At 28.3% G+C, this 22,031-nt stretch carries 21 protein-coding genes; all 21 read right to left on the bottom strand.

All coding sequences use genetic code 11. The annotated features are described in order from the left end of the window. Positions 1-7: 7 nt before the first annotated feature. The 21 genes from AC1XWJ_RS05305 to AC1XWJ_RS05205 all read right to left on the bottom strand — a co-directional run bounded on the left by AC1XWJ_RS05305 (position 8) and on the right by AC1XWJ_RS05205 (position 22,002). The gene (locus AC1XWJ_RS05305; protein WP_483334846.1) at positions 8-1,378 is read right to left on the bottom strand and encodes an amino acid permease; all 1,371 of its coding nucleotides are present in this window, start codon (positions 1,376-1,378) and stop codon (positions 8-10) included. A gap of 109 nt (positions 1,379-1,487) precedes the next feature. Further along, a complete protein-coding gene (ald, locus tag AC1XWJ_RS05300; RefSeq protein WP_483334845.1) occupies positions 1,488-2,603 on the bottom strand; it encodes an alanine dehydrogenase in 1,116 nt (371 codons plus the stop codon). A gap of 412 nt (positions 2,604-3,015) precedes the next feature. Next, positions 3,016-4,428, bottom strand: coding sequence for a leucyl aminopeptidase (locus AC1XWJ_RS05295; protein WP_483334844.1), 1,413 nt, complete (start codon positions 4,426-4,428; stop codon positions 3,016-3,018). Positions 4,429-4,442: 14 nt separating this feature from the next. Further along, on the bottom strand, positions 4,443-5,831 hold the full coding sequence (locus tag AC1XWJ_RS05290; protein WP_483334873.1) for a protoporphyrinogen/coproporphyrinogen oxidase: 1,389 nt from the start codon (positions 5,829-5,831) through the stop codon (positions 4,443-4,445). Between the two features lie 40 nt (positions 5,832-5,871). Beyond that, a complete protein-coding gene (locus AC1XWJ_RS05285; RefSeq protein WP_483334843.1) occupies positions 5,872-7,074 on the bottom strand; it encodes an ABC transporter permease in 1,203 nt (400 codons plus the stop codon). Next, positions 7,067-7,804, bottom strand: coding sequence for an ABC transporter ATP-binding protein (locus AC1XWJ_RS05280; RefSeq protein ID WP_483334842.1), 738 nt, complete (start codon positions 7,802-7,804; stop codon positions 7,067-7,069). The genes AC1XWJ_RS05285 and AC1XWJ_RS05280 overlap by 8 nt, the downstream gene beginning before the upstream one ends. Next, positions 7,764-8,384 (bottom strand): dephospho-CoA kinase, encoded by a 621-nt coding sequence (gene coaE, locus AC1XWJ_RS05275; protein ID WP_483334841.1) that lies wholly within the window; start codon positions 8,382-8,384, stop codon positions 7,764-7,766. The genes AC1XWJ_RS05280 and coaE overlap by 41 nt, the downstream gene beginning before the upstream one ends. 164 nt (positions 8,385-8,548) lie before the next feature. Continuing rightward, positions 8,549-9,859 (bottom strand): uracil-xanthine permease family protein, encoded by a 1,311-nt coding sequence (locus AC1XWJ_RS05270; protein WP_483334840.1) that lies wholly within the window; start codon positions 9,857-9,859, stop codon positions 8,549-8,551. A gap of 9 nt (positions 9,860-9,868) precedes the next feature. Next, positions 9,869-11,239, bottom strand: a complete 1,371-nt coding sequence (gene guaD, locus AC1XWJ_RS05265; protein WP_483334839.1) for a guanine deaminase — start codon at positions 11,237-11,239, stop codon at positions 9,869-9,871. Positions 11,240-11,436: 197 nt separating this feature from the next. Further along, positions 11,437-11,964: a competence protein ComK gene (locus AC1XWJ_RS05260; RefSeq protein ID WP_483334838.1), complete on the bottom strand. Its 528-nt coding sequence runs from the start codon at positions 11,962-11,964 to the stop codon at positions 11,437-11,439. Positions 11,965-12,075: 111 nt separating this feature from the next. Next, positions 12,076-12,555, bottom strand: coding sequence for a threonine/serine exporter family protein (locus AC1XWJ_RS05255; RefSeq protein ID WP_483334837.1), 480 nt, complete (start codon positions 12,553-12,555; stop codon positions 12,076-12,078). Positions 12,556-12,568: 13 nt separating this feature from the next. Continuing rightward, a complete protein-coding gene (locus AC1XWJ_RS05250) occupies positions 12,569-13,336 on the bottom strand; it encodes a threonine/serine exporter family protein (RefSeq protein WP_483334836.1) in 768 nt (255 codons plus the stop codon). 32 nt (positions 13,337-13,368) lie between these two features. Next, positions 13,369-14,055, bottom strand: coding sequence for a tRNA (adenine(22)-N(1))-methyltransferase (locus AC1XWJ_RS05245; RefSeq protein WP_483334835.1), 687 nt, complete (start codon positions 14,053-14,055; stop codon positions 13,369-13,371). Between the two features lie 11 nt (positions 14,056-14,066). After that, complete coding sequence (locus tag AC1XWJ_RS05240; RefSeq protein WP_483334834.1) at positions 14,067-15,272, bottom strand: DNA polymerase IV; 1,206 nt, start codon at positions 15,270-15,272, stop codon at positions 14,067-14,069. 28 nt (positions 15,273-15,300) lie between these two features. Beyond that, complete coding sequence (locus AC1XWJ_RS05235) at positions 15,301-16,986, bottom strand: ribonuclease J (RefSeq protein WP_483334833.1); 1,686 nt, start codon at positions 16,984-16,986, stop codon at positions 15,301-15,303. Positions 16,987-17,016: 30 nt separating this feature from the next. Continuing rightward, the gene (locus tag AC1XWJ_RS05230) at positions 17,017-17,802 is read right to left on the bottom strand and encodes a ribonuclease HII (protein WP_483334832.1); all 786 of its coding nucleotides are present in this window, start codon (positions 17,800-17,802) and stop codon (positions 17,017-17,019) included. Then, on the bottom strand, positions 17,792-18,658 hold the full coding sequence (ylqF, locus tag AC1XWJ_RS05225) for a ribosome biogenesis GTPase YlqF (protein WP_483334831.1): 867 nt from the start codon (positions 18,656-18,658) through the stop codon (positions 17,792-17,794). The genes AC1XWJ_RS05230 and ylqF overlap by 11 nt, the downstream gene beginning before the upstream one ends. 293 nt (positions 18,659-18,951) lie before the next feature. Further along, entirely contained in the window at positions 18,952-19,569 is a 618-nt protein-coding gene (pyrE, locus tag AC1XWJ_RS05220; protein WP_483334830.1) for an orotate phosphoribosyltransferase, read from the bottom strand. Between the two features lie 22 nt (positions 19,570-19,591). Beyond that, positions 19,592-20,290 (bottom strand): orotidine-5'-phosphate decarboxylase, encoded by a 699-nt coding sequence (gene pyrF, locus AC1XWJ_RS05215; RefSeq protein ID WP_483334829.1) that lies wholly within the window; start codon positions 20,288-20,290, stop codon positions 19,592-19,594. Between the two features lie 20 nt (positions 20,291-20,310). Next, positions 20,311-21,225 (bottom strand): dihydroorotate dehydrogenase, encoded by a 915-nt coding sequence (locus AC1XWJ_RS05210; RefSeq protein WP_483334828.1) that lies wholly within the window; start codon positions 21,223-21,225, stop codon positions 20,311-20,313. A gap of 12 nt (positions 21,226-21,237) precedes the next feature. Then, complete coding sequence (locus AC1XWJ_RS05205; protein ID WP_483334827.1) at positions 21,238-22,002, bottom strand: dihydroorotate dehydrogenase electron transfer subunit; 765 nt, start codon at positions 22,000-22,002, stop codon at positions 21,238-21,240. Positions 22,003-22,031 lie beyond the last annotated feature (29 nt).

The raw sequence follows: 22,031 nt of genomic DNA, 5'->3' as shown, positions 1-22,031 counted from the left end.
TTTCTTATTATTTAACTTTACTATTTTTATATGAATAACCAAAGTAAATAATAGTTCCTACAATTACCCATACTAATAATATTATCCAAGTTGTCAGTGAAATACTAGCAAGTAACGCTACGAATAATATTATAGATATTATTGGTATTACTGGCATTCCTGGAACTTTAAATCCTCTCTTAGCATCAGGACTAGTTTTTCTAAATATTATTGTAGAATAACTAACTAATGCGAAAGAAATAATAGCTGCAACGTTAGCTAAATCTGCTAATTGTCCTAATGGTAGGAAACCTGCTAACAATGCTGTTGTAATTCCTAATCCCCAAGTTAATGTACCAGGAACTTGATTTTTGTTAGTTTTCGTTAATGCTTTTGGTAATAATCCATCTCTAGCCATAGTATATCCTATTCTAGTTCCTGCGAATAAGAATGACAATACTCCAGCCATAAGACCTATTACTGCTCCCAATGATATAAATCCTGCTGCTTTTGTTTGTCCAACTTCAGTAAGAGCAAATGCTAATGCATTACCTACTCCTAGTTTAGTGTAAGGAACCATTCCTGTAAGAACTAAACAAACCGCAATATAGAATGCTGTACATACTAATAATGTAACAATAATAGCTCTAGGAAGAGATTTTTGTGGATTTATAGCCTCTTCTGCTGATGTAGAAATCGCATCAAATCCTAGATATGCAAAGAACACTGTAGTTGCTCCTAACATTACTCCTTGGAATCCTGTAGGTGCAAAATTAGCAGTCCAGTTTTCTGGACTAACATAGAATACCCCAACTATAACAAATAATAACACTATACTTATTTTTACAGTTGCTAAAATATTGTTAGTATTTTTACTACTACTAGTTCCTTTTGAAAGAATAAATGTAATTAACAAAACAACACATATCGCAGAAATATTTCCAAATCCTCCCTCAGAAGGCAATTTTGTAAATTGTTCTGGTATATTTATTCCTAATCCAGTTACTAGCGTTTTGAAGTAACCAGACCATCCATTAGCTACTGTTGCTGCTGTTAATAAGTACCCTCCCATAAGTACCCAACCAACATTATGTGCTACAATTTCTCCTATAGATAAATACGTATATGTGTATGTACTTCCACTAGAAGGTACCGCTGATGCCATTTCTGCATAACATAATGCGGCTAACCCACATGCTAAACCTGCTATTAAGAATGAAAATACTACTGCCGGCCCAGCTTTTGACGATGCCACTCCTGTAAGTACCAAAATTCCTCCCCCAATGATAGCACTTATACCAAACATTATTAAATCTAATGTTTTCATTGTAGGGGTGAGCGTTTTTTTACCACTTTCACTCAATATGGCATCTATTGATTTTTTTCTAAAGACACTCATTTGATGTCACCTCTTTATATAATATTTTTAGATTAATGTTATAATTTAATTATAACTACAGTTATAAAATAAGGGGCGTTGTAGTTTTAGTACGCCCCTCATAATTATACTATAGAGCTTCTTCTACTGCAACATAGTCGTAACCTAAGTCATCTGCTACAGCTTTGTAAGTAACTTTCCCGTTAGCTACGTTAACTCCTGGAACTAACTCAGGATGTCTTACTAACGCTTCTTTTACTCCAAATTTAGCAATACTTCTAATATATCTTGATGTTGCATTACATAATGCATATGAAGATGTTTTCGCAACTGCTCCTGGAATATTAGCTACAGAATAGTGAAGAACTCCTTCTTCAACAAATATTGGTTCTGAGTGAGTCGTTGCTCTATTTTCTGTATATTCAGTTGATCCACCTTGGTCAATAGCAACGTCCACTATAACACTTCCTGGCTCCATTTCTTTTACCATATCTTTAGTAATAAGTTTTGGTGCTTTAGCTCCTGGAATAAGAACTGTACTTACTACTAAATCAGCATTTTTAACACTATTTGCTATATTAAAGCTATTAGAGTAAAGTGTTTCTACATCTCTTCCAAATACGTGAGATAATTCTGTTAATCTGTCTAAGTTTACATCTAATATAGTTACTTTAGCTCCCATACCAACTGCTATTTTAGCTGCTGCTGTACCTGCAACTCCAGCTCCTACAACAACAACATTTCCTACATTAACACCTGGAACACCTGGTAATAAAATACCTTTTCCACCATTAGGTTTTGTTAAGAATCTAGCACCTTCTTGTACTGCCATTCTTCCTGCAACTTCACTCATTGGTCTAAGCAATGGCAATCCTCTACCTACTTGAACTGTTTCGAAAGCAATACCGATAACTTTTGAGTCTACCATAGCTTTAGTCAATTCTGGTTCAGCTGCTAAATGTAAGTAAGTGTAGATAACAAGACCTTCTCTAAAGTATTTGTACTCGCTTTTTAGTGGTTCTTTAACTTTGTAAATTACATCAGCTTTACCCCAAACTTCTTCTGCTGAATCTAATAATACAGCTCCTACCGCTTCGTACTCACTATCAGCAATTCCTGAAGCTACCCCAGCACCTTTTTCAACATATACAGTATGCCCATCAAGAACTAACTCTTGAACTACACCAGGTATAGCTGAAACTCTACTCTCGTTGTTTTTGATTTCTTTTGGTACTCCTATAATCATAATTAGTACTCCTTCTCTTTTAAATTTTTTGTTTATTTTGTTTACATTTATATAGTATCACAAAAAAATACATTTTGCAACCGTTTTACGAAATGAAAATACAATTATATTATTTTTATTTCTGTTTCAATTAATGAATTGTACTGTATTAAAACTAATAAGCTGTTATATATTTTTTAGCGTTTAACTTCTATATTAACAGATTATTAACTGTTACTATTTCTTAAAAATATACTGAAGATATATTTCAAAATTAATACACAATTTATTTTTTGATGAAAATATGTATGTAAAATTTGCTATTGTTTTCATATTGTTATAAAAGCATATTAATAAGTACATAAAAAAAGAGATTACCTAAAATTAGATAATCTCTCAAATAAAATATAATAAATTTTTTCTATATTTCTTATTATTTTTTACTATTATTCAATAAATTGAATAAGGTTTTTACGTGTATCCCAGTAGCTCCACTAGGTAAATATTTCTCTGGTTTTGTTAAATAAGCAGTTCCTGCTATATCAAGATGTATCCATGGAATATTGTTAGCAACAAAATTTTCTATAAACAATCCAGCTGTAATCATCCCTCCGTAACGTCCTCCAGTATTTTTCACATCTGCTACTGTTGATTTATTTAGTGCTCTATAACTATCATCAACTGGCATTTGCCATATTCTTTCTCCAGCATCTTTAGCAGCATAATTCAACTCATTAAAGAATTGCTGATTATTTGTTACAGAACCTGTGTAATATTCGCCTAAAGAGACAACACAAGCACCGGTAAGAGTAGCTAAATCTATAATTTTACTAACCTTCAATTCATTTGTGGCATAATAAACTGCATCTGCTAAAGTTATTCTTCCTTCTGCATCAGTATTATCCACTTCTATAGTTTTACCTGATAATGAGTATATGACATCTCCTGGTTTATAAGAAGAACCACCTATCATATTCTCACAAGCTGCGACAACAGCCACAACATTAGTTTTTAATTTTCTCTTAGCTATTAAGTGCATAGCACCTATGACACTTCCTGCTCCTCCCATATCACAATGCATAGTATTCATACCAGAAGTTGGTTTTATTGAATAACCTCCTGTATCATAAGTAACACCTTTACCAACAAATCCTATAACTTCTTCAGACTCATTATCATTTAAATATTTCATTACTATAAATCTAGGTTTTCTCGTTGATGCGCGTCCTACTGATAACAACCCTTTTAGACCCATTTCTTCACATTGTTTTTCATCATAAACCTCAACATTAACTCCTAATGGAGATAATCTATCTACTACTATGTTTGCCAATGTTTCTGGATACAAATACTCTGCTCTTTCATTTACTAAATCTCTTGCAAAAAAGATAGATTCCATTACGTCTTTAGTTTCTTGAATAATTTTAGTAACTTCACTTTCTGCAAAATTTCCGTTAATGTTAACTATAATTTCTGGCAAGTCTGCTTTATCACTCTTATATTTATCAAATTTGTAAGTAGCGTGATAAAGTCCTTCAATTATAGCTTTTAAATTACCTAAATCTTCTACTTTAATAGTTAATTCATATTCCTTATTGGCTATTAACCTCTTCATTAACTTATAATATGCTTCTCTATAATTATCTAATGTAACCATATCCTCATAACCAAGACCTACAAAAGCTTCTTTACTATTTTCAAAAGGTAAGTTTACATAGACCTCACCTAACTTACCAGAAAATAATCCCTTATTCTTTACATAGTTATACAGCGCCGTATCTTCGGTACTTTCTACAAAAAATTGTTTTACTTCTACTCCTATATTATTATTAAATTGAAATTTCATGTTTTACCTCCGTATTATATTATATTTTCTATTACTCTATGAGCAACTTCTCTAGCTTCTAGTATAGTTTGCTCAAAATTTATTGATTTTTTTGAATTACCTATAAAGTACATATTCTCATATTTTTTTGATAAATATTCATCTATTTCATGAATGTATTTACTATATTTTATATCTGCATACATATAATTATTTTCTACTCTAGTAACATAACTCTCTTCTACCTTGACTTTACCATAAATATCTTCTAATTCTTCTCGTACAATTTTTTCTATTTCAGCATCTGTTTTTTTCAACAATTCATTAACTTTTTCTTGTCTTTTAATATAGACTCTAATCATATGAATATTTTGAGATTTTATTTCTGGCCATTTATTACTAGTATACTCTACATTAGTTATATATTTATTTGAATCTTTAGAAAATATAATCTCTCCTATATCTGGATTTAATTGTAAATTTTCTCTATTATAAATCATTGTAACGACTATATTAGAAACAAATTTTATATCATTATAATATCTTTTTAATCTGACATCATCTTCAAACCATTCTAAAAATTCTGTATGTTTGACAGATACTATTACATAATCATAATAATATTTTTTACCTTCTATAGTTAATGCGTATTGATTTCCTACTTTTTCAATTTTCTCTACTTCTTTATTAAAATCTACAAAAACATTGTTACTAAAATACAATTCCAAATTTTCTAAAAAAGAACTAAGTGTAAATTTTAATCTGTATTCCGCACCGAATAAAATATTGTCTTCTATATTATTTTTATACATTTCTTTTACAACATTTTCTACATCCGAATTTTGAATTGTCGCAAAAGCTAATTCTGACATTAATAAAGAAAAACTTTGTTTAGAAATATCACTACCGTAATAACTTGTTAATAATGGTTCTATTATCTTTTCATATACGTTACTATTAACCTTGCTAAGAAAAAAATCTTCTACCGTAGAGGTGTTTATGCTATACAATTTATTATTTTTATGTAACTTAATTAATACTGATATTTTTTCCTGTAGCGATAAAATATCATTTCCTAATAATTCACCTTTATCTAATGGATAACCAAATAATATTTTTTTCGGAAAATTTTTTAATCCACTATTGGTATATAAAATCTTTGAAGTATCTTTACTTTTTATTAAGTATTTGTATAAGCCCAACTCAAGCATAACTTGAAATAAACTACTATTCCCAGATATAGAGTTATGCCAGCCATTATCATATATTTCTTGACCATATTGAAATTTTCCTATTTTATCATGAGCAAATTCTGAATGTTTCTCTATTAAATTTACACTTAATTTTTTAGATTTCACAGTAGCTAATTTATCTAAAAAATATGCAATGCTAATTCCTGATATTCCTCCACCTATAATAGCCACATTTTTCAAATTATCACCTCCTAAAATGAAATATAATTGATTATATTTTGTTTAAAAAGTATTTATTAATCAGAAAAGAAATAAATAGAGAACTTAAAACTAACCCTATATTAATAATATTGAAATTTATATAAATAGCTATCAATCCTAATATAGTAGTAGTTACTAATAATACGCCTAAAATTAGTTTGCTAAAACTAATTTTCTTTAATCTTTCCTCTACAGGTATTGTATAAAACCATAAAATAGAATTCATTTTTTTGTATATAACTGTCAACTGTAATACCGCTAAATAATTGTAAGATATTATAACGAATAAACTAGCATAAATATTAGATATGCTAACTACAATAAATATTGCTAATAGCAACAATCTCAAAACTAAAAATATAGTATTCTCCTGCCTAAAAAAAGAACGTATATAATAGTAGTTATAAACATTACTTTTTTGAAAATTAGAACTAGTCAACTTCGGTAAGAAAATATCAAAATATTTTCTTCTAGAAATTTTCACAATATCTATAGGGATATCAACAAACATATTAATAAATTTTAAGTAACTTTCATTTCTATTTTTGTCATATTCAGCAGCTCCATACCAATTAATACTAATACGATCTTTCTTTTTACGGAAAGATAAGTAATACCAAGCTGTTAATACAAAAATAAATCCAAAATTAACTATAGGGACAATATACATAACTATACTAATAATAAATAAGAAGAAGATTACTATTAAATCATTATTTTTTAGCTCGCTAAATACAATTTTATCATACTTAATTATAGTTACTAAGACTACACTTATAAATATCGAGATAAGGAAACTAATATTATAAACGATATTTATATTAAGCTTATTTATTATTGGATAAGATATTACCCCAAACAATAATATTAATAACATTTTTTTTATAATAGTAGGAATTATTATTTTAGATTTTATTTCAATATAATTTTTTTCTAAAGGAAGTAAGAATATCGAGTCTGCTTCCTGAATAAAAATTTTTAGTTTTACTGTTGTCAATATATAGGCTAAACAAATAAGAACTATAACAAGCACTATTTTCATTTGCATATTACTAGCTACTTCTAGCCAATTAGAATAATTAAGAACTATCGCTCCAATAGCAATTAATAAAAACATAACAAGGTGCGAATTGAAAATGTATTTATTATATCTTGAACGCTTTTCTTTTTCTTTGTATATTCTAGTATTAAATATTTCTTTTATGTTATTCATTATTATCCTTTGTTGTCAATGATAAATATATTTCATCCAAGGTCGCACCTAGCATATTAAATCGTTCTCGTATAGCATCTAAAGTTCCTTCAGCTAATATCTTTCCTTCATGAATAATTACAAAATTATCACAATATTTTTCTGCTGTAGCTAGTATGTGAGTTGACATTAGTATACTTTTACCTTTTTCTTTTTCTAAACACATTAATCTTATTAAATTATTTATAGCAATAGGATCTAATCCTAAGAAAGGTTCATCTATTATATAAAGTTTAGGTTCTACTAAAAAAGAACAAATTATCATAACTTTTTGCTTCATTCCTTTAGAGAAATATATCGGGAAAAATTTTTTCTTATCATCCAAAGCAAACAATTTTAGTAACTTATCAGCACGTTTCCATGTTTCTTCTAATGACAATCCATAAGACATACCTACTAAATTAATATGCTCTTCTAATGTTAATTCTTCATATAATACTGGACTTTCTGGAATATATGAAATATTTTGGCGATATTGTTCAACATTATCAAAAATAGTTTTATTATCTACTTTAATTTCACCTGACATAGGCTTTAATAATCCTAATATGTGCTTAATCGTTGTACTTTTTCCAGCTCCGTTTAGTCCTATTAACGCAGTTATATTGCCTTCAGTAATGCTGAATCCAACATTTTCGATTACTTTTTTTCTATTGTATCCACCCGTCAAGTTTTTTATCTCTAAAACCATCTACTTCCTCCTCTAAATTTTTCAATATTTTATCAATTTGAACATAGGTTTCTTCTTTAGACCTACTATTATCTATTATATAATCTGCTAGCATAATTTTTTCTTCCGAAGACATTTGACTAGCAATTCTTTTTTCAGCTTCTTCTTTTGAAAAATTATTTCTAGACATTAATCTATTAATTTGTGTTTCTTTATCAATATATATCACTATAATTTTATCTACCAAATTAGTAAAATTACTTTCGAATAATAGTGCTATATCCAAAAATATTAGTTGTCTTTTTTCTTCATTCAAACTAGCTATTATTTTATTTTTTATAATAGGATGCATAATTTCATTTAATTTTGTTAGTTTATTTTCGTCAGAAAAAACAATATTTGCTAATTTTTTTCTATTTATAATATTATTTTCTAATATTTCTTGAGAAAAATTATCCACTAACTCTTTCTTCACTAGTTCATCAGTCAAAATATTATGCCCTATCTTATCTGCATCAACTACTTTGTAGCCTTTTTTTATTAAATAATTACTAACTGTGCTTTTTCCACAAGCTATACCTCCAGTAATAGCTACTTTCATTTTATCACCTACTAATATTTTTATAGTATTAATTTTATCACAGCTACGTATCTTTTACTACATTTTTATAATAATAAAAGATTTTAACATAATACAAAAATCTCTAGAAATAATAACTTAAATTTATTAAGCTAATATATCTAGAGATTTAAAAAATATTAAAATTATTTATTAGGCATTATTTTATTCATTAAGATAGCCACTATTGCTCCTATAGCTATTGGAGAATTTAATAAATATTGTAACATTTGTGGAGCTGATGATACTACTTCTTTTGGAATAAATAATAATCCTATTGCAAATATTAAAGGTATTCCTATTATATATAATTCTCTTTCAGAAAAATCTGCATTCTTAACTACTCTAAAACCATTTAGCATAATTATCATACATACTACTGCAAATACTCCTCCTATTACTGAAGAAGGTATAGAATTAATTATAGCTGCTAACTTTCCTAAAAATGATAACAAAATAAACCAACCAGATGCAAATACAAAAACTTTCCTACTAGCTATTCCCGTTATTGATATAATACCAGCATTAGTAGAATATCCAGTTACTGGTGTTGATCCTACAATAGCAGACACTAAACATCCAAATCCTTCTCCAATTACTCCTCTATTAACTTGATTATCAAATAAGGGCTTATCAATAACCGAACTAACTGCATACCATGTTCCCGTTGTTTCTGCTAACAATACCATATAAATTACAACCATAGTCAAAATAGCCGCTATATTAAAATCTATACTATAATCTACAAATGCGAATTTAGGAAAACTAAAAAAGCTAGCTTCTGATATTGAATGAAAATTAAATCCACCCATGAAATATGCTACTGAAGTTCCAGTTCCCAAAGCCAAAATAACTGAACTTATCTGAAAAATTCTAGCATATTTTTTGAAGTATGTTCCTAAACTTGAGAAAAAGACTAAAGTGAAAGCTGTTATTGCTGCCAAACATATATTTTGATTTATCGTTAAATTATTATTTGAGACATAAATATTACTATTAAAGGCCGAAGGTAGTAAAGTAAGACCGACAATCATAATAATAGTTCCGCTAACAATAGATGGAATATAATTTCTTACAATATATTTATAAATTCCTGAATATCCCAAAATAATAATTAAGATAGAACCTACTATACTTGCTCCTATTACACTTCCCATTCCGTTAGAACCTACATATATACCTATTATAGCACCTATAGGAACGAATGACGGTCCTTGACATACCGGTAACTTTAAATAGAACAAAACTTGAATGAGTGATGCCAAACCTGCGGCTAAAAATGTCGACTGAATTAAACCAGTAGCATCACTTGCACTAAGTGCTAAAGCTGTAGCTATAATAAATGGTGGTACATATATATCCATTGCCAAAACATGCTGTAACCCTAATATAATCCCTTGAGATGATGATATATTTTCATCTACACCTATAGTTAAATTGTTTTTCTTATTTGTCATTTTATTCTCCTAGTTATTTTCAAAAACAAGTTTACCTTGTATCCATACTTGTTTAATATTATTAATATTTGATAAATATAATATTTTCTCTAATAAATGCTCTTTATTATTAAAGACATTAAAATTAGGTAATTTATTATTTTTTGTATCTATATCTATAACTTGCAAGTCGCAAATATAACCTTCTTCAATTATTCCTAATGGTAATTTTAGAGCATCTCCTCCACCTTTTGTAGCCAAATAAAAAGCTTCTATAACAGATACTCTTGAATTATTAACTCCTCTATCTTCACTAGATAATTCTGAATTAACACCATCTTCTAGCATTCTTGATGACATAACAGTTTGCTTAATATTATCATAAAGACTCGGAGAAAATCCACCTGAAATATCAGTACCTAGCCCAATATTTACCCCTTGTTCGTTTAATCTTTTGACTGGTAGCACTGCATTAGCAAAATAAGCATTAGAAATTGGACAATGAGCTATAGATGTTCCTTTTTCTCTAAATATTTGTCCATCTTTTTCACTGAGAAAATTGCAATGTGCCATTATTGATTTTTCTCCCAACAATCCAAATTTATTAAGTGCTTCAGTATCGCTTATGCCTAATCTACTTTTAACGTAATTATGCTCCCAATCACACTCGCTACAATGTGATTGTACATAAGCATCATATTTTTTAACTATTTCCCCTAAACCAGACAATACTTCATCTGTACAACTTGGTATAAATCGTGGAGTAACGACTGGATAAACGCCCTGAATAACACCTTCTCCTAATTTAGTTACAGAATTAATAAATTTTTCCGTATCTCTCAAAGCTTTTTCGGTAGATTCATCTCTATAATAATCTGGAGTCATTTCTACGTTATCCATTACTACTTTCCCAACAAGTCCTCTTTGGCCATTATTAATACATGCCCTCACTAACTCTAAACTAGAATCGTGATGTACTGTCGCAAAATACATTGCAGTAGTCGTACCACGCGCTATTAAACTCTTTACTAAATCATTATAAACCTCTCTAGCAAAATCAATATCACTGTATTTAGCTTCTAGAGGGAATGTACATTCATTCAACCAAACATCTAATGGAGCATCTAATGCTATTCCAGCCTGTGGCCACTGAGGAGCATGAATATGCAAATCTACAAATCCTGGCAAAAAATATTGATTTTCTGATAATTCGACTAATATATTCTTTTGAGATGCCTCTATAACTATCTTGTCATATTCCTTATTCTCAATTTTTACAACTTTTTCTATAATTCCCTTTTCATTAGTTAATATCAAAACATTTTCTAGATAATCTAATTTTCCATAATCTTTTGTTTGAAATACCGAACCTTTAAAAACATTCTTAATATTTTTTAGCATTTTTATCTCCTTATAAACTTTCTCTAAGCTAATTTAATATAACATACTTTTATAAATAATTCAATAGGTTTTTTATCATAACGTTTGTTTTTTAGTTATATTATATTGTTTTATATAGTAAACGTACGTCTTTATGTTGTATGAATATCATATAGATACAAAAAAAAATTACTAACAATTGTTAGTAATTTTACGGTCTATACTGTTTTTATTATTCTTCTTTTCATTTTATCTAATTCGTATTTTAAAGCGGCACCTTCTCCCCACTTCAACATAAAATTCTTATAATTAATATTAGTTTTTATAACTTGTCCATCTTCTAATATCAAATTTATCTTTTTAGTTTTTTTATCAATTTTTACTGTATGGGGATTTATAGAAAGATAATTCATATTTAGCCAAAAACTTCCCTCATTATCATTTTTTGTAATTCCAAATGGTAACCAAATACTACCTTGTACATCATTTATTACTACAGGAACTTTTTTTTCACATAATATTATTTTTTTAGTTTTTTTACTGCAATTTTCATAAGTATCTGTATTAAATATTTCGCATATTGTAGTAATAATTTTTGATGGTTTTATATCTACTAAAATTTCCCCTTTTTCATAGCAGTACAACTTAGATATAAGTGCACCTACATTATTGTAAGAACAACTTATTGCCATTATTTCATACTTCTTTATCAAAACAACTATATCATTCCTTGTAAACACATTCATATTTTCCACCTCTAAATTTATTATAGCAAATTAATCTAAATATTTCTAGAAATTTTATAATAAATTAAAATAAACAGAGAAAAACACAAAGTGTATTCTTCTCTGTTTGTTTTATTTTTTAAATTTGTTTCTTCTTTGTATCTTAACTCTATTTATTGAATCAGAAAAGATTGATGCTATCAATATTCCCATAGCTATTGCCCCTGCTTGTAGCAATGTATCAACACCTAACTGAGCACCCATAGCATAATTCTTTGTAACTAAATTTTGCATAGTATAGTACATCCCATAACCTGGTACTAATGGTATCATCCCCGTATAAATAAATACAGTTGCTGGCATTTTTAATTTTTTTGAAGCCCTACCAGACAGTAATCCCACCAATACCGCACCTACTAATGTCGCTACTACAACATCTTTTGTAATATAACGAACAAATATAAAGGCCATCCACGCACATGCCCCTATAAAAGAACAAGTAAATAAAGATCTTTTAGGAGCATTAAAAAATATAGCAAATGCAAATGTTACTATAAATCCAAGACAAAATTGAATTATTAAATAAATATAGTCATAACTAAAATCTGTCATATTTTACTCCTTTTTAGCTTAATCTGAATCCAAAAATAACACCTAAAGCAATAGCCGAAGCTATAAACGCAGCAGACATTACTCCCACTATTCCTGACATATAGTCTCCTGCCATAAAATCACGTACAGAGTTTGTGACTTGTACTCCTGGAACTAATGGCATAAGTCCAACAATTATAATACTTCCTGGATGTTGAATATCAAAGAACATACTTGCCCAACCAGTTAAGACTGTAGCCAAAAATGCTCCCAAAAAATTACTTAAATAAAACATAACCTTAAATCTTGTAGCATAAATTAAAAAATAACCTTCTATTCCCATTATTGTACAAGAATAAATTGCATCTTTAAAAGTACCTCCGAACATAACAGCAAAGAAAGGAGCAGATATAATAAGAGCTAGTACAACAGCAAAATCAGAATACGGTTTTGTATTACGTATTTCTTCCAAAGAAGCAAAAGCTTTTTCTATGTCTGTTTGTTCTCCAGAAACAATTTTCCTAGATAGATCATTCATTAAAGATATTTTTTCTAAATTTTTATCGCCTATAGTTATTCTGCGCATAGCGGTCATATTTGACTCACAATAAATAAAAGTAATAATTACAAAATTATAATTAATAAGAACATTTACAGTCTCTATATTTTTATACGCACCTAATATTCTATAAATAGTATCTTCTACTCTATATACTTCTGCTCCATAAGCCATCATAAGTCTTGCTATCTTAGCACTAAAATTCAAAATATCCTTTGCTTCTTTTTTATTATTAACTAACAATATTACCCCTCCTTCTTAATATGTGTGTTGTATTATTTATATAATATACTTTCTATCATATTTTTTTGTTTCTGTAAATTATTTATTTTCTCTATATCTCTTTTTTTTGATTTTTGTAATTGATTTAAAATATAATCAATTTTTTTTATTTCTTCTTTATATTTTTTAATAAATACTTCTGATTTTTGAAGCAATAAAAATTTACCAAAAAGCGTTTCTTCAATACTTAATTTCATATTTCCTTTTTCGGCAACAATTATTTCATAAATATGTCCGTCCTCTTCCAAAATATCTTCTGCATAAATATTATAATCTAGTTGCTCTAACTTTTCTCTAACTAAATTACTGGCTACATTAGGTTGTAGTATAAGTTGTTGAACATTGTTCAATTTATTTTTTCCATGTTCAAGAATTTCAGATATCAACTTACCTCCCATACCACAAATAGTTATTACTTCTATATTGTCATCAAAAGAAATTACATCTAATCCTGATCCTTTTACACATTTTATAATATCTGATAGATTGTTATCATCTACATTTTGTATAGAACTTTTATGTGGTCCTTCTACAACTTCTCCAGCAATAGCAAAATCTATTTGTTTATTTTTTGCCAAATAAATTGGCAAATAAGCATGATCACTTCCAATATCAGCTAATCTTCTATATTTTACAAAATTTGCTACCTTTTTTAATCTATTCTTTATATTTACATTCATTATATCTCCTATTAATCAAGAAAGTCTTTACTAAAACTAGTTGTAATTATATTTTTCTTATTTTCTTTTTTCTTTAATTCTTTTATTGTATTCTCACCATACTTATAATTTAATGACTTCATCACTCTGTTTAATTTTGTAGTTTTTTCGCTATTATTTGCATCAAATATATCTAGTTGTTCAAAAATATTTTCTATCTTTTCTACATCATTTAAAGATACTCCCAACAATCTAATTTTTTTGTCAACATCATACACCTCTAATAGCAATTCACTAGCGTACATATAAATATCTTGTTCATCATTTATATATTTTGATATTTTTTTTGCTTTTGTAATAGTCTTAAAATCATTATATTTTATCATAATAGAAATATTATTTCCTACATAGTTTCTATTTTGAGCTCTTGTAGAAACTTTGTTAGATAATTTTTTTATTTCTACTAATATATCGTCAATTTCTTCTAAATCTGTTGGATAAGTCTTTGAATTTCCGATAGATTTCCTATCTACTGTATATTTTAATTTTCTGTTATCTTCACCATTAGCTTTTTGTTTAAGTCTAAGTCCTTGTACTCCCAAAAGACTGTTTAATATTACTTCATTAGCTTGTGCTATATCTCCTATCGTTTTGATTCCATGTTTTTTTAACTTAGCAGAAGACGCTTTACCACACCCGTGCATCTCTGATATATCCATATCCCAAAGTATATCTTTATAATTTTTTTTATTTATTATAGTAAATCCTTTAGGTTTTTTCATATTAGAAGCCATTTTGGCAAAAAATTTGTTATAAGAAACACCTACGCTTGAAGGTAGTTTTAATTCTTTATATATTCTTCTTTGAATTAAAGCCATTATCTTTATAGGCTCTTTAAGGTCAGTTAAATCTATATAAGCTTCATCAATAGAAACTATTTCAACACAAGGGGTGTATGTTTTTATTAAATCAAATACTTTCTTTGACTCTTCTTGGTATCTTTCAAAATTCGGTTTCATTAGTTTAAGAGTAGGAAAAAGCTTTTTTGCTTCTCCTACTCTCATAGTCGTTTTTATTCCGTAACTTCTTGCAACATAATTTGAAGTTACTATTATACCATGTCTATCTTTTATAGACCCTGCTATCGCAATAGGTTTTCCTTTTAATTTAGTATTATATTTTTCTTCTACACTAGCATAAAAGCAATTCATATCTATATGCGCTATTACTCTATTCATTCAACAAACTTCCTTAAACTTATATTAATTAAACTATAGAAAAATTAATAACTATTATTGGCTTCCTTTTTGTATTGTCGTACAATAAACTAGATAACATAGTTCTAATTTCCGATTTAATTGCTGAACATTCTCTTAAAGATTTTATAGGATTATTCTCTATATACTCAGCAACTTTTTGTTCAGCTTCTTTTATTAGTTCAGCACTTTTTCTAACATATACAAATCCTTTAGTTTGAATACACGGTTTTCCTAAAAGTGATTTTGTTTTTCTACTTATTGCATAAGAAGCAATAAAAATACCGTCGTTTGAAAGAACTTTTCTATCTTTTAAGACACTTTCTTCTATAGTCCCTACACTCTTACCATCTATTAAAACATTTCCTACTGGTATATTATTTTTTAATACTCTTGTTTTATTTCCAATTAATTCTAGTATACTTCCTTTTTCCAATAGATGAACATTATCTTCAGAAATTCCCGTTTGAACAGCTAGTTCTGTATGAATTTTTAAATTTCTATACTCTCCTTGAACCGGAATAAAATGTTTTGGCTTTAAAAGATTTAACATCATTTTCAATTCTTCTCTTGTAGCATGACTTGAAGCATGTAATCTTTTTGAAGAAGCAACAACATTTGCTCCTAACTTAACTAATAAATTCAAGGTATCATAAAGCATAACTTCCATAGTAGGAGAAGGAGTGGCTGCAACCATTATAGTATCTCCTTGTTCTATATCTATACCTTTTATTTTTCTTTCTGCTAATTGTTTCATAGCCTTTATAGGCTCTCCTTGTTCACCAGAAGATAAAATAAAAATTTCATTTTTAGGGTAATTTTTCAAATCTTCTAATGAAATGAATTTACTGTCATCAATTTTTAAATAATTAAGTTTACGTGCTGACTTTATAGCATCTTCTATTGCTCGACCTACCAAAAGTATTTTTCTATTTTGCATTAAAGCTGCTTTTAAGATATGAGATATTGTTAAGAAATTAGATGCATAACAAGTTACTATTAATCTTTTATTAGCTTGATAAAATGCAGATTCTATTTGTTCAGAAGCTTCTTGTTCTGGCATATTATATCCAAAAGTATTAGCATTTGTTGAATCACTTAGTAGTGCTAGTACTCCATCTTTTCCAAGTTTACTAATCTCAAACATATCTGCCTGATATTCTCTAGCAACAGATTGATCAAACTTAAACTCACCTGTATAAACAATATTACCTCTAGTAGTTGACAATGTTACTCCTAATGAATCAGGCATAGAATATGTCGTTTTAAAAAATGACACTGTCGTATTATCAAATTTATAAATACTATTACTATTTACGTAATTAAATTTTAGACGTTTTTTTACACCTAATTGTCTTAAATGATTTTTTAACAACTCTATTGATAATTTAGAGCCAAATATTGGTAAATTTAATTTATCTACTATATATGGTATAGCTCCCATTGCACTAACATGACCATTAGTAATAAATATCCCTTTAATTTTATGTTTGTTTTTTACTAAGTATGTTATATCTGGAATTACTGCGTCTATACCTATCATTTTTGTTTCTGGAAACATAAGCCCTGCATCTAGTAAAAACATTTCATCATTGATTTCTACTAAATACATATTTTTTGCTATTTCTTCTACTCCTCCTAAAGGAGTTATCCTTATTTTTTCATTATTGGTTTTTTTATACTTTTTTTTGTTCATTCTATCCTCCTTCGATAAATAACTTATCTTTTAATCACTATTAATAAATTTTTTTACTTTTAGCATAGTTTTTATAGGCTCATAATCTTCTCTATGGATATCACATACTCCGTATTTTTCTAATCCTAGCAAATGTTTCTTCGTTCCATAACCCATATTATTTTCAAAATCATAATATGGATATTTTACTGCATAATGTTCCATTAATCTATCTCGATAAACTTTTGCTATTACAGATGCTGCTGCTATAGATACACTTTTCGCATCCCCTTTTATAATACTATGACTATTAATATTAGGTATTTCTAAAGGCATAGCATCTATTAACAAAAAATCTGGCTGTACTGATAATTTTTGGACAGCTTCTGTCATAGCAATCTTCGTAGCATTATAAATATTATACTTTGCTATCTGTTTGTTATCTAGTTCTACTATACTATAAGCTATGCAATCATTTAAAATCTGATTATACAATTCTTCTCGTTTTGCCTTAGTTAATTTTTTTGAATCTGTAAGTCCTGAAAAATAGCTATCTTTTTTCAAAATAACTGCAGCAGCTACTACTGGTCCTGCTAAAGGACCTCTACCTACTTCATCTATTCCACAAACATTATGATACCCCAAACTATAACACTTTCGTTCATAAATAGTCCTTTTATAATAATCTTCTTTTAAAGATTTTTCTTTTTCTAAGTTTTTATAATAACTCTCTAATAACTTCTTTACACCTACTCTATTATCTTTAGATAATTCTACCAACAGCTCTTTACTAACATTAGACTGATTTAATTTATCTTTTATTTCACTAATTTTCATTTTTAATCATATCCTCAAAATTATCCAAAGTTACTAAACCAAATTTTTGTGTTCTAAAATCTTGAATTAACAATTTTATAGCTCTATCATAGTCGTAATCACCATCAATTAATTTATAACGTTTCTTAGCTATTTCTTCCATTATAGCTATATTTTCTGTATTGTTATCAATATTTATTTTATAAACACTATTCAATTTATCTAAATGATATTTTTTCAAAAATTCAATTAAGTATAAACTTACATCATCTAATGGTGTAATATCATCTTTTATAGAACCTATTAGACTTAATTTTTTCCCTATTTCTTGATTATCAAACTTAGGCATTAAAATACCCGGTGTATCTAATAATTCAATATTTTTATTTAATTTTAACCATTGTTGTTTTTTAGTAACGCCTGGTTTATTAGCTGTATTAGCTACATTTTTGTTTATTACTTTATTAATAAATGTTGATTTACCTACATTAGGAATACCTATTACCATAGTTCTTATAGCTCTAGGTTTCATACCTTTTTCTATCATCTTTTCTAACTTTGCAGATAACTCTTCTCTTGCTGAACTTATAACATCATTTAAGTTTTTGCTATTTTTTGCATCAGCATAAACTACTTTATAACCATTTTCTTCAAAATATTTCTTCCATTTAGCAGTTTCTTTTTTATCACATAAATCTATTTTATTAAAAATAATTATCTTCTTTTTATCTTTAACAACTTCATCTAAATACATATTGTGTGAAGACAATGGGCAACGTGCATCGACTAATTCAAATACAATGTCTACTAGTTTTAATTTTTCTTTAACTTCTCTAGTAGCTTTAGCCATATGACCGGGAAACCACTGAATTACCATAATAATATCCTTTCAAAAATTAATTTATTTTAATACGTACACTAGATAAAAAACTGTGACTAACTTAATTAACAATTAGCATTCACAGTTTAAAAATTAAATCTATCTATCCTAAATTATACTAGAATATTATAACATTTTTCACACTTATCCTCAACTATTAAATTACGAAATAAAAGATATACTTTTTAATATTAAAAATTTATTTCACACAAAAATAATTAATCTTGTGGATATTATTTTTTATAAAAATAAAAAATGGAAGAACATTCCTCTTCCATTTTGTCTATTGTTTATAAATTATCACGCCAAGCTACAAGTTCTGCAATATCATCTTCTTTAATATATCCTTGAATTTTTGCTTCATCTATTAAGGCGTCGTAGTTAGTCAAAGTTTCATACGATATATTTTCTTCTTCAAACGCTTCTTTTGATTTGTTTATTAGATAACTAAAGATTGCAACTACTCCTAATACTTCGCATCCAGTATCTCTTAGTGCTTTTACAACATTTATAGATGATATACCAGTAGAAATTAAATCTTCTACAACTACTACTTTATCATCTTTAGTTATTCTTCCTTCTATTTGATTAGTTTTTCCATGTTTTTTCTTCGAATCCCTTACATAAGACATAGGCAAATCTAATATTTCACTAACCCAAGCAGCGTGTGGTATTCCTGCTGTAGCCGTTCCTGCTATTACTGTAGCTTGAGGATATTTATCTTTTATTATTTGTGCTAATCCTTGTGCTATACTACGACGTACATCAGGATAAGACATAGTTAGACGATTATCACAGTAAATAGGCGATTTTAATCCTGATGTCCAAGTAAAATAATCGTTCGGTCTAAGCTCCACAGCCTTTATATCTAATAAATTTTTTGCAATATTTCTTTCTAAATTTTCCATTATATTACCTTCCATAGATTAATTATTTAGTAAATTGTTCTTCAAAAATTTTATACACTTGTACTGGATTTGACGACTTCGTAATAGGTCTTCCTACTACTATATGAGTTGATCCTTGTTCCTTGGCTAAAGATGGAGTTGCCACCCTTTTTTGATCGCCTATATCATCAGATGCAAGTCTTATACCTGGAGTTACAGCTAAAAACTCTTTACCACATTTTAGTAGTATATCGCTAACTTCGTAAACGGAAGATACAACTCCATCCAAGCCTGCTTCTTTAGATAGTTTCGCATAATTTAATACACTTTCTCTTAAACTAGTAGTTATTAATTGTTCTTCTTGCATCTTTTCTTCTGAGGTTGATGTTAATTGTGTAATAGCTATAACTTTAGTATCCAAACTTCCGCCATCTATCATACCTCTCTTAGCTGCCTTCATCATATCTTTGCCACCAGCACTATGAACAGTTAATATATCAACATTAAATTTAGCTAAACCTAATGATGCTCCATATACTGTATTTGGTATATCATGTAATTTCAAGTCTAAAAATATTTTATGTCCACGTTCCTTTATTTTTTCAATAACCTTTGGACCATTTTGCAAGTACAATTCCATACCTATTTTAACAAATAATTTTTTATCCTCAAACTTATCCAAAAATTCTAAAGTTAAATCTAAATTTGGAAAATCTAATGCTACAATTATTTCTCTTGTCATTATTTTATTTCTCCTTTTTATTATTTCCAAGATCTATCCTTTAATTCTAAAATATGATTTACTCCTAATTCGTCAAGAGCTTTAGGCAATTTAGAGATTATTTTAGGACAAACTAATGGATCAGTAAAATTCGCCGTTCCTATAGCTACCGCACTAGCACCAGCAGAAATAAAGTCTATAACGTCCCATTCATTCATAATACCACCCATTCCTATTATAGGAATATTTACATTTTGTGAGACCTGATAAACCATCCTTATGGCTACTGGTTTTATTGCAGCACCTGATAATCCTCCTGTAACATTAGCAATAATTGGTTTACCAGTCTTTTTATCCAATCTCATACCTACTAATGTATTTATCATAGTTATACCATCTGCTCCACCATCTTCAACTGCTCTCGCCATTTCTACAATATCAGTTACATTAGGAGAAAGTTTTACATATACTGGGACACTAGAAACTTCTTTAACTCGTCTAGTTAACTCCTTTGCTACCTCAGGATCTGTCCCAAATTGAATACCTCCAGACTTAACATTAGGACAAGATATATTTAACTCTAACGCCTTTACATTTCTTGATTTAGAAATATGTTCAGCAACATAAATATAATCTTCCACGTCACTACCTGCAACATTAGCTATTATAGGAACATCAAATTTCTCTAACTTTGGCAATTTATCAGTAATAATTTCGTGAACTCCAGGATTTTGTAATCCAATAGCATTTAACATACCACTAGATGTTTCTGCTACTCGTGGCGTTGGATTACCATTCCTTTTTTCTTTTGTTGCTGCTTTAATCATTATAGCTCCCAGTTCAGATAAGTCATAAAAATGTGCATATTCCAAGCCAAATGCAAAACACCCTGATGCTGGCATAATTGGATTTTTTAAATCTAAGCCTGGTAACTGTACTCTTAATCTATCATTCATAATAGCATACTCCTAAAAAATTATTTCTTCAGCTTTAAAAACTGGTCCATCATAGCAAATACGGGCTGTATCATCTACTTTTGTTTTGCAAACACAAGCATAACAAGCACCTATTCCACAAGCCATTCTTTCCTCAAGTGATAAATAACCTTCTTTTTGATTATTCATATCCTTTAATGCCTTTAACATAGGAAGTGGACCACAACTATAATATTTATCATATTGTAAATTATACTTAGTTATAACGTCTGTTACATACCCAACTTCATCAAAAGATCCATCTACTGTACTTACATAGGTATTTCCTAGCTCTAGAAATTTCTCTTTATAAAAAACATCTTCTTTATTGTTAAATCCCAAAACGTGAATAGTTTTTATTCCTTGTTCATTAAATTTTTTGGCAAGTTCATATAGGGGAGGAACTCCTATACCGCCTCCTACTAACAAAGCTGTTTGTCCTGTAGTTAAACTTTTTATATTGTATCCATTTCCTAGTGGACCTAATATATCTACTAATTCTCCTTCTTTTAAATTAGATAATATTTTTGTCCCATCTCCTTCTGCTCTATATATAACTACAAAAGTATTACTATCCTTATTTATTTCACAAATAGAAATTGGTCTACGTAACAAATATTCACTACTACTATTAACTCTTATATTTACAAATTGTCCAGCTTCATTCATACTTTGAACGATATCACCCTGTAATGTTAATTTAAAAATATTACGGGCAATATTCTCATTACTTATAACTGTTGTTAGTTGAACTTGCATCGTATCTCTCCTTAATTATTTTCATAATT

This window comes from Gemelliphila sp. 1F1 (genome assembly GCF_056897515.1).
The sequence above is the reverse complement of the archived record's forward strand: the minus strand, read 5'-3'. Positions and strand labels throughout refer to the sequence as shown.